General features: G+C 51.8%; 9 protein-coding genes. 3 read left to right on the forward strand and 6 right to left on the reverse strand.

Features of this window, described 5'->3' with window-relative positions; translation table 11 throughout:
- Positions 1 to 53: 53 nt before the first annotated feature.
- The 5 genes from frlD to ACE6ED_RS14255 form a co-directional block, all read right to left on the reverse strand.
- On the reverse strand, positions 54 to 836 hold the full coding sequence (gene frlD / locus ACE6ED_RS14235; protein WP_410827835.1) for a fructoselysine 6-kinase: 783 nt from the start codon (positions 834 to 836) through the stop codon (positions 54 to 56).
- Positions 837 to 910: 74 nt separating this feature from the next.
- Entirely contained in the window at positions 911 to 1,924 is a 1,014-nt protein-coding gene (locus ACE6ED_RS14240; RefSeq protein WP_410827836.1) for an SIS domain-containing protein, read from the reverse strand.
- A gap of 99 nt (positions 1,925 to 2,023) precedes the next feature.
- Entirely contained in the window at positions 2,024 to 3,373 is a 1,350-nt protein-coding gene (locus ACE6ED_RS14245) for an amino acid permease (RefSeq protein WP_410827837.1), read from the reverse strand.
- A gap of 16 nt (positions 3,374 to 3,389) precedes the next feature.
- Entirely contained in the window at positions 3,390 to 4,217 is an 828-nt protein-coding gene (locus ACE6ED_RS14250) for a TIM barrel protein (RefSeq protein WP_410827838.1), read from the reverse strand.
- Positions 4,218 to 4,410: 193 nt separating this feature from the next.
- The gene (locus ACE6ED_RS14255; protein WP_410827839.1) at positions 4,411 to 6,195 is read right to left on the reverse strand and encodes a response regulator; all 1,785 of its coding nucleotides are present in this window, start codon (positions 6,193 to 6,195) and stop codon (positions 4,411 to 4,413) included.
- 203 nt (positions 6,196 to 6,398) lie between these two features.
- On the opposite strand from ACE6ED_RS14255, the gene ACE6ED_RS14260 reads away from it, so the two are divergent.
- The 3 genes from ACE6ED_RS14260 (at position 6,399) to ACE6ED_RS14270 (ending at position 9,066) form a co-directional block, all read left to right on the forward strand.
- The gene (locus tag ACE6ED_RS14260) at positions 6,399 to 7,310 is read left to right on the forward strand and encodes an ABC transporter ATP-binding protein (RefSeq protein ID WP_410827840.1); all 912 of its coding nucleotides are present in this window, start codon (positions 6,399 to 6,401) and stop codon (positions 7,308 to 7,310) included.
- A complete protein-coding gene (locus ACE6ED_RS14265) occupies positions 7,307 to 8,242 on the forward strand; it encodes an ABC transporter permease (protein WP_410827841.1) in 936 nt (311 codons plus the stop codon). The genes ACE6ED_RS14260 and ACE6ED_RS14265 overlap by 4 nt, the downstream gene beginning before the upstream one ends.
- Positions 8,243 to 8,361: 119 nt before the next feature.
- Positions 8,362 to 9,066, forward strand: a complete 705-nt coding sequence (locus tag ACE6ED_RS14270; protein WP_410827842.1) for a DUF4097 family beta strand repeat-containing protein — start codon at positions 8,362 to 8,364, stop codon at positions 9,064 to 9,066.
- Positions 9,067 to 9,159: 93 nt separating this feature from the next.
- On the opposite strand, the gene ACE6ED_RS14275 is transcribed toward ACE6ED_RS14270, so the two are convergent.
- Positions 9,160 to 9,417: a hypothetical protein gene (locus ACE6ED_RS14275; RefSeq protein WP_410827843.1), complete on the reverse strand. Its 258-nt coding sequence runs from the start codon at positions 9,415 to 9,417 to the stop codon at positions 9,160 to 9,162.
- Positions 9,418 to 9,885 lie beyond the last annotated feature (468 nt).

The following is a 9,885-nucleotide window of genomic DNA, read 5'->3' on the forward strand; positions in this document are numbered from 1 at the left end:
CTATCCATCAATGATAATATATCCCTATATTATACATTGACGGACACCGCCAGTCACCATGCGGCAAAATAGCCGATTGTTTTTGCCGCTTTTTGCGCCCCTTGCGCCAGACAATCCCCGACTGGCAGCCCTTTCAGCGTGCCGTATAGAAACCCGGCGATAAATGAATCCCCCGCGCCAAGCGTATCGACGACCTCCGTTTCGGTGATCCCGTGCTTGTAGAACCGGACGCCGTCATATGCGAGCGAGCCATTGGAGCCGAGGGTAGCCACGACAACCCGGGAGCCACGGTCCTTGACCCGCTTCATCAAGCTGCGAATCTCATCGTCGTCCTGCGTGTAAGACAGGAACGGATAATCCACGTACGGCGTAAGCGTAGTCAACAGTTCATGGTCCAGTTTATCCGCAAAGTCGAAGGAGGTAAGCAGCCCTTTTTCCTTAAAATATGCAAAATACGGATCGCAATGCCCCCATATCGCCGAATGCACCAGCTGGAATGATTCCGTAAAGTGAAGCTCCTCCGGGCGGAGGACAAAATCGGCCATCACGCCTTCCTCGTAATCGCCCAGCTGTCTGTCATTGTCCACCATTTCGACGTAGGTGACCGCCGTGGTCCCTTCTTTAACCGACACCCTCGAGGTGTCGACTCCTTTGCCTTGAATGGCTTGCACCATAATTTCCCCGTATCGGTCAGTCCCCACCCAGCCGATATAGGCTGTTTCCGCGCCCAACTCCGTTAAGTAGACGGCCACATTCACCGGGTTGCCCCCGGGATAGGCGGTTCCGGCCGGCCGATAGACATCCATGCAGTTGTCGCCGACAGTAACGATTTTCATCAGGTATCACCTTCCTCGTGCTGAAAAAAAAGAGCGCCGCGCCCGTCTGTTCGCTCAGCGCTCTTTTGCAGCGTTTAGTAGTCCATTTTGCGGTAATATCTTCTGAGCGTCAGCGGATGGTTTCTCTCCCGCTCCAGGTACACGCTAATCCGGCTGAGAACCGCCCAGTTAATACTTACGGCAAAATGCTTGCGGAACTCCTCGCTGATGCCCTCCATCGCAAAATCCTTGGTATCGATGACTGTCAGCCGCTTTGTCACTTTTTCGGCAAAACGCTCCACCCGCTCCGTCAGCGGTCTGGTCTCATCCTCACCTTTCAGCAGAATTACGCTTGTGTCCTCCACCACCAGCTCCAGTGTTCCGTGGAAGAACTCAGCCGCATGAATCGACTTGGCGTGAATCCACTGCATCTCTTCCAGCACGCACATCGCGTAGCAGTACGTATTGCCCCACAGGTTGCCGGAGCCTACCATCATGTGGAAGCCGGTATCCTTGTGTTCAACCGCAAACGCTTCGGCCCGCTTGTCGAATGCTTTTACCGCGTTCAGAATTGCCTGCGGCAGCAGCGCAACCTCCCGCGTGAACTGCTCATATTGCGGGAACTCCTTGTTGTTGTACATGAAGCGGAAAATCACCATATAGAGCAGCATGTAGAATGTGTCAAAAGAGTGTGTTTCGGACCCGGTCACGATGCAGTGATCCACCAGCTTCGTCAGCGGCGTGTCCGGCTCGGCCACCAGGGCAAACGTTGTAGCGCCCCGCTGTTTGCAGTATTCGACGGCTTCGATGGTTTCCTTCGTCGTTCCGGACACCGAAGTGAAAATACACACGGAGTCTTTGCTGAAATGCCGGTTGTTCATCACCAGGAACTCGGCGGCGATTTCCGCATGCACTTCGATGCTCGAATTGGACTTCAGGATGTACTCGTAGGGGTACATCATAGCGATTGTGCCTCCGGCGCCGATCAGGAACAGGTTCCGGTACCCCTGCTTGCAGATGCCGTCCACAATCTCTTCAACCCGTTCCCGGTACGCCAGGCCTTCCTTTTCCACCAGTCTTAGGAACAGCTCTTCATCATATTTGTACATGTTCGTTCCCTCCTGTATTGAAGCCGTTAAAGCTCCAACTCCCTTATTTGTTATGTCTTGTATTATATTCAAATAAAACGTTACTTACAATGTCTTTTGCTAGGCTACGATATCGGGTTGGCTGTCTTTTTCCCGGCCGCGTCCATACTTTCTCTCCCAGTAATAATAGACAGGCAGGCCGGTTGCAACGACAATCAGCGCCGCGATCATCCCTTGAAGCGGAGCCCAGGTGAAGGTTCCCCAGGCCAGCCAGGCCGCTCCCGCAATCGCGAGAATCGTCGTAATTCTCCACAGGGGCATCCGGTAAATCGGCTTGTAATCCTCTCTTTTCCGGCATTTATAGACCGCCGCAAAGTCCATAATGTTAATCAGGAGCTGAATCAGCGTAAAGTAGCCGAGCAGCGCCGTCAAATTGCTGAAGAACACCAGAATGCAGGCATATCCGACCTGAACCAAAATAGAGAAGCTTGGCGTCTCGTATTTGGGATGAACCTTGGCAAACCGCCGGAAAAACAGGCCGTCTTTCGCCATGGCGTACTCCAGACGCGGCTGGAACATAATACAGGAGCTTAAAGATCCGAGAATAACGATAATCGCCGTGACTGCCACGAAAGACGACGCCATTCCCGACAACCCCGGAATATAACCGACCGCATCCGAAATGGCGGCGCTGGAGCCCATCAGCTTATCAAACGGCATAAGTCCCGTTACGCAGACCGCAAGCAGCGTATATAAGGTCAATACAATCAGCACCGAACCGATCAAAGCCTTTGGCAGCACCTTGCCCGGATTCCGGATTTCTCCCGCCATAAAACAGATGGATGCCATCCCTGTATAAGCCCAGGTTGTAGCGGACACGCCGCCGATTAAACTTCCTCCGCCGGAGCCTGCCGGAGGCGAATACGAAAAATGATCGTAGTTCATATACATCAAGCCAAGCGCGATGACGATGAGGAACGGAATGATTTTGATCAAGGTAATTACAATTTGGAACCGTCCGCCTTCTTTTACGCTGCGATAGTGGATCGACGTAATGAACAAAATGATCGCAACGCCCAGCAGCTTGCCGGCAATTCCCGCAAAAAACGGAAAGAAGGTGGCAAGATACGTTACAATGGCGAGCGCCATGATCGAAATGGACGGCGGGTCCAGCGCCCAGAACGTGGCCCAGCCATACAGAAAGGCGAGCGGCCTCCATCCCGCTTTGTTCAGATAGACGTAACCGCTTCCATTTTCCGGATAAGCAGTCGACAGCTCGGCAAGCACCATGACCTGCGGGATCGCAATCACTCCGCCGATGATCCAGGCCAAAATGGATATCGAAGGCAGCCCTGCCGCTTTAGCCACATCTCCGGTAGAGACAAAAATTCCGGAGCCGATTGTCGTTCCTACGGCTAATGCCAAGGCCGACCAAAAACCCAGCTTTCTTGTGAGTGTGCCATTACTCATCGCGAGTTCCCCCAAATCAAGAAGATAGGATGCCCAGTTCCCTTACTCTCCTGACGGAATCCATGACCGTGTCATGCGGATTCTGATAATAACGATAACCCATAATTTCCAAAGTGCAGGTTCCTTCATATCCGCACCTTTTCAGTTCTGCCAAAGTTCCCCGCCAGTCCAGCGTTCCGTCATCCAGCGCCAGATGAGCGTCCGATGTCCCCTCTCCGTCGATCAGGTGAAAATGGCACAGCTCCGGCAGCTGGCTAAAATAATCCGCCGCCGTCTCACCGGCGAGCTGCATCGCTACGGCGTCGATCATACCTTTAAGCGCCGGGGAGCGGACCCTCTCCTGCATGTTCTTGACCCCTAAAACATCGGTGATCAGGTTCGATTCAAAGCGGGTTAGCGGCTCCAAAGCAAGCGTGACGCCTTCCCGCTCGGCTATTCGGGCTAACTGGCCAATGGAATCCGCGGCAGCCTCCCATGATTGTTCGAGCGGCAGGTGAAAATCCCCGATTCCCGAAGTCACCAGCAGCATCGTACAGTCCAGCTCCAGTGCGGCATACAGATTGTCAACAAAATACTCAACGCTGCGGCGGCGAAGCTCCACGTCTGATGAAGCCAGATTGTACGGATACACACACTGCTCTGGCGTGTAGCAGACCACCTGCATGTTTCTGGACCGCAGCTCCCGCCTGATCCGCCTTACCTGGCGGAAACCTCCCCGGTTTACATACAAATGGGGTTCCCCCGCCCACAGCTCCACTCGATTCACCCCCAGGTCCAGCATGGAATCCAGAAAATGCTCGAATGGAAAATGCCTGTACGTAATATTCATCCCTGCAAGGTGCACAGCCTCACCTCCCGAAAATGATAGCGCTTTTTTATTTGTTATGTCTTGTATTATAATTAACAATTACAAAATGTCAATCCATCTGCACAAAAAAATCCCGCACACATTTCGGAGAGAAATGGTGCGGGATACAGTGACGTTTCCTTCATCATCGCAGATTAATAATCGTTGCCCGTTTGCGCGCAGCCTCCGCTTAAGTAAGAGACTCAACCCTCGCTTTTTCAGCAGCTTCTTCCCGGCTGCTCACCTGCAGCTTCAAGTAAATAGACGAAATATAATTCCGGACCGTCCCTTCGGACAGATGCAGTTTTTGGGCAATTTCCTTATTGCGCAGCCCTTCTGTAAGGCACCGGAGAACATCCGCTTCGCGCTCGGTCAACTCGTACGGATTGGACGTCTCCTTTTCGCTCCGCTGCTGGAATAATTGGGCCGCCACATCCTGCGAGATCATGGTCCCGCCGCCATAGACGAGCCGAATGGTTGCGGCCAGCTCCTTGGGATGAACGGATTTCAGCAAATAACCTTCCGCTCCGCTTTGAAGCGCCTCGGCCGCCAAGGTAACATCCTCAAGGGTCGTGATCATGATGATTCGGATGTCCGGCCATGTCTCCTTCAGCATTCTGGCAGCGGCAAGCCCGTCCATCTCGGGCATTTTAATATCCATCAGCACAATGTCCGGCCGGCTCTTCCGGCAGGCTTCGACCGCCTGTTTGCCGTCTCCGGCCACCTCGATTTCAAAATCCTGCTCTTCCCCAAGCAGAAGCCTCAAGCTTTCCCGGATTAAAGGCTGATCATCGGCGAGCAAAATTTTGATTTTCCGCCCAGGCTGAGGGGCCGAATTTGGAACCGTACAGGTAACCATCGTTCCGTCGCCTGCCTGGGAATGAATGTAGAGCTTGCCCTGCAGTGCGGACAGCCGCTCCTGCATCCCCGTCAGACCAAACCCATATTGGAGTTTGTCGCTCCCTTTGCCATTGTCCTGCACCTGCAGCATCGTCTGGGTGCGGTCATACTGCAGCAGCACTTGGATCGTATCGGCCTGTCCATGCCGGCTGGCATTGGTTAACGCTTCCTGCAGGCAGCGGTACAAGACAAGCTTAACCTGCTTGATTACGGGGTAAGGTTCGCCCATTGTGCGGAATACGATGCGGATTCCGGTACTCCCTTTGAACTCCTCGATCATCTGCAGCAGCGCCCGGTCCAGCGGCAGCGCCTCCTCCGCCGGGTCCATTTGATGCACCTGACGGCGAATCTCATCCAGCCCGTTTCTCGCCAGCTTAAGCATCCCCGCCAGCTTGGCTTCTCCCTCTTGGGATGGAATATAGGGCTTCAGCGTCTCCATTCCCAAAATCATGGACGTGAATGTATGCCCAATCGTGTCGTGCAGCTCACGGGCCATACGGTAACGCTCCTCCAGCAGCGTCATTTTTTCAATCTGCGAGGAGTACTGCTCCAAAATCGTGTACTGCTCTTTAATCAGCGCCAGCTTCTGCTTGATCGAGTCGATTGCCAGCGCTCCTTTTTGCAGGGCGTAGCTTATTCCGTAAAGGATCAAGGCATCGCTTAAGCTTTGCAACAGAATAGGAGACGACAATGAGGCATACACCGTGTTTCCCGCACTGAGCACAAACAAAATTACAGCAATAGGCAGGGAATACAAGTGGGCCCGGCCCCGGCTGTAGAAGGCAATCGTAAAGAGAGCCGGCGGGAACAGCCGGACCAAGTCAAAATCGTAAGCAAGATACAAGGAAATGCCGCCAGCCAATAAACCCTCCGCAATCAAGTACAGACCGTAACGGCCTTTCACCCATACAAAAGGAACAAGGTTGCACAGCAGCAGAGGAACAAACACCGCCCAAAAGGGAAACACCGGCTGATCACGATACATTAAAACAATAACGGCGGCGACCCAGAACAGGCGGATGGCGAGCATCGTCCAGTCCTGCCAGGACCACCGCTTCAGGATATGATGACGCATAGATACAACAACTCCATTCAGTCATGCGGGGACAAGCAGCCACTGCTTGTATGCACCCCTTTTTTCCTGTCATATCAAGGTTATGACTCCTTGTCACTCGGCTTTATGACAACCGTTCTGATAGGGTGAAGCTGCTGAGATGAATCCGCCAGAATACGGAAAATTATATCTCATTCCCATCGCTAACAAAAGGAGTGGTTGCATTGTCGTTACTACAAATTCGGGACCTGACAAAAAAGATAGGAAACAAGGTCCTCGTCGATCAAGTGACGCTGAGTATGGAAAAAGGCGAAATTCTTGGCCTCCTTGGGCCAAACGGAGCGGGAAAAACAACGACGATCCGGATGATCGCCGGTTTAATGTCCGCATCAGGGGGGCAGGTGCTGATTAATGGTACGGATGCGCACGCACATTTTGAAGAAGCCATGAAGCATGTAGGCGTCATCGTGGAGAATCCGGATTTGTACAAATACCTGTCCGGTTATGACAACCTGGTTCACTTCTCGCGTATGACACCCGGCGTAACCGAATCAAGAATCCGGGAAGTGATAGCTCTTGTGGGCCTTGAGCACAGCATCAACGATAAAGTAGGCACCTATTCTCTGGGGATGCGGCAGCGCTTGGGACTTGCCGTCAGCCTTGTCCACAAACCCTCCCTGCTTGTGCTGGATGAACCAACCAACGGACTTGATCCGGCGGGCATCCGCGAATTGAGGGGACATTTAAAACACTTGGCCGAGCAAGAAGGCACAGGGATTCTAATCTCCAGCCATCTCATGTCCGAGATGGAGATGATGTGCGACCGTGTCGCCATTTTGCAAAAAGGAAAGCTCGTGGGCATCCGCAGCATTTCAGATATGGCGGACGACGAGCGGACCGAAGTCCGGTTCGAAGTTGATCGGCCGGACCTGGCCGTACAGGTTCTCCAATCCATCATGTCAGGCGAAAAAATTACGGCCGATCAGCAGCATATCCAAGTTCATATCCCCAAGACGCAGATCCCGGAAATCAGCCGGAAATTGATGGATGCCGGAATTAACGTTTTTGGTGTAAGCACGGTCAAACAGACCCTGGAGGATATGTTTATGGAAATTACGGGAGGGGACAACCAATGATTCCACTCATTCGCAATGAAAACATGAAGATTTACAAACGAAAACGTACATGGGTGATGATGGCTGTCGTCCTGATCTACGTATTACTCCAAATTGTGAATCTCAAAACGGCGGGAAGCGGCACGGTAAACGAAAACTGGAGCACCCGGCTGCAGCAGGAAAACGCCAAGCTCCGCGAAGAAGCAGCCAAACCGGACGCGCTGAAAATCGAAATAAAACAGGCGGAGGAGCATTTGCTGCTGAACCAGTACTATCTGGACCACAATATTCCTCCAAGCACAAGTGCCTGGAGCTTTACCGTGGACCAAGCCAGAAATATTGTTTTTGCGGTATCGCTGATTTCCGTCATTATCGCCGGGGAAATTGTTGCCGCTGAATTTGTGACCGGCACCATTAAGCTGCTGCTGACCCGTTCGGCCAGCCGGACCAAAATCTATTTTTCCAAATATATTGCCGCCGTGCTGTTTGGTCTGCTGCTGTCCGCGGCGGGGGTCCTGGCATCGGTTTTGCTTGGAGGTTTTATCTTTGGTTTTGGCGGGTTGGCAGACAGCTTTTATTTTGTAAAAGATCATGCTGTGGGAGAAGTTCCGATCCTGCAGGCTTTGCTGGGCGGATTTGTGCTTAACCTTCCGTTCCTGCTCATTGCGGTTACGCTGGCCTTTATGATCTCCGCCGCTTTTCGCAGCACAACCTTCTCCATCGTCATTTCTCTTTTGATCTCATTAGCCGGGTTCGTCATCTCCATCGCCATGGACGGCTGGGCTTGGACGAAATTTTTTGTTTTTTCCCACACGGATCTGACGCCGTTCGTGTACGGAAGTCCTTCCCTTGATAACGTGTCGCTCGGCTTCTCCCTTGTATTTATCGGGCTCCATCTTCTGCTTATGCATCTGATTTCTTACCCTATGTTTGCAAAACGCGATGTGGTCTGAACAGCGGGAGGCGCGCTGCGCGAACGGGTTTGGGACTACCGGCTGCGCGGACCTATCCGCCTTATGCTCTATCCGCCTTACGGTACGGAACAATATTCACAATGAAATGGGGAATCACAATGAAGATTAGGAAAATAAAATTCGTGGTGTTTATCGGTTTACTGCTGCTGTTGTCTGCCTGCGGAACCAAAGAGGAGTCGGCGTCAAAGGAGCTTACCCTGCCCTCAGATGGTCTGACGAAGATGATTGTGGATCACCGGAATGGAGAAGTCAAAATTACAGGCACCGATTCAGATCAGATTGAGGTTTCCGCAGCCGTCAAGGCGGATGGCGTCAGCATGGACAAGTTGGACCTGACGCTTGAGGCCCGGGAGGACACCGCCGTTTTAAATGCGCAGTTTAAAGCGCAATTTCTAGCCATGGGAACGGGGAGTGTCGATCTGGAAGTCAAAGTGCCCGAGTCGCTTACGCTTGAAGTCACGTCCCATCGCGACGGAAAAATCACCCTTTCGGACCTGTCGTCCGGAGCAACAATCAGCAACATTAACGGGGAGATTCAGGCATCGGATATATCCGGGACGCTTGAAATTGATAACCGGGACGGCGATATTAACGCCCGCAATATCAGTTCCGATGTCATCGTACACAATATCAACGGCCATATCGTGGTTGATGGCGTAACCGGCTCCGCAGAAATCCATGTGGGTGACGGCAGTCTGGATCTCGACCATGTGGACAAAGATGCGATGATTACGCAATCGGGGAACGGGAACATTCAAATTGGCGAGGTAAAAGGGAAAGTTACTCAAAACAAAAAGAATTAGCACTCCTTTACCGGGGGAATCTGCAGTTCTGAAACAACCAGCGGGCAGAGAAAAGGAATGTCCTTTCTTTGCCCGGTTTTCCACCCGGTCTCATCATCTCGACAACAACGTTTTGCCTATTAACTTTTTTGACGGGTAATCCTCCACGTCTAATAAAATCCCCCCTAGATTGGTTCCATCCCGGCTAATATAGCGAATCAGTTCAAACCCTTTGATTGTGCAGCGGCATTCGGGGTCACCCTCGATCTCAAGTTCCGTGCCAATACCCGCATAACCGGTTGAATTGCCAACAACGATCACTCCTCTGCCTTTGCTTTCAAACACGTCGAGAACGTTAAGTTTGTAAGCCACCTAATCCCCTCCTTTTCCAGTCAGATCATCCCCATGCCGTCTGCCAAAAATCCAAGTTCATACAAGCGAACGCTTTGCTCTGCCTTGATCTATATACTTTTTCATATAATCCTCCGCTATTTGTTGATCCGTTATTAGGCAGACTTAAGCGAAACTAACGACCAGGCTTTCCCCTAGCCAACTTGAATCCGTCATGCGGTTCTGCTGTAATTAGACTTGTTTATAGCTTCTGCTTTCTTATAAAAGTTCTCAACTTTCGCAGCTAGAAAAATGGCATAGACCCTTTAGTGAGTAAGATAAATTCAACAAATTTACTTGTATTGACAAAAAAAACACCTCACTTGCTAGGGATCATGGTAGTGATGCGACCAACCATGCCAACAAGAAAGGTGCGTAACTCTATGTTACAACAACATTCCCTGCCTGAACACAGTCTCGCTTTTCCAAACTTTGGGGGGCATTTTGAAG

The organism is Paenibacillus nanchangensis (assembly GCF_046543445.1).
GTDB classification, from domain to species: domain Bacteria; phylum Bacillota; class Bacilli; order Paenibacillales; family Paenibacillaceae; genus Paenibacillus_AQ; species Paenibacillus_AQ nanchangensis.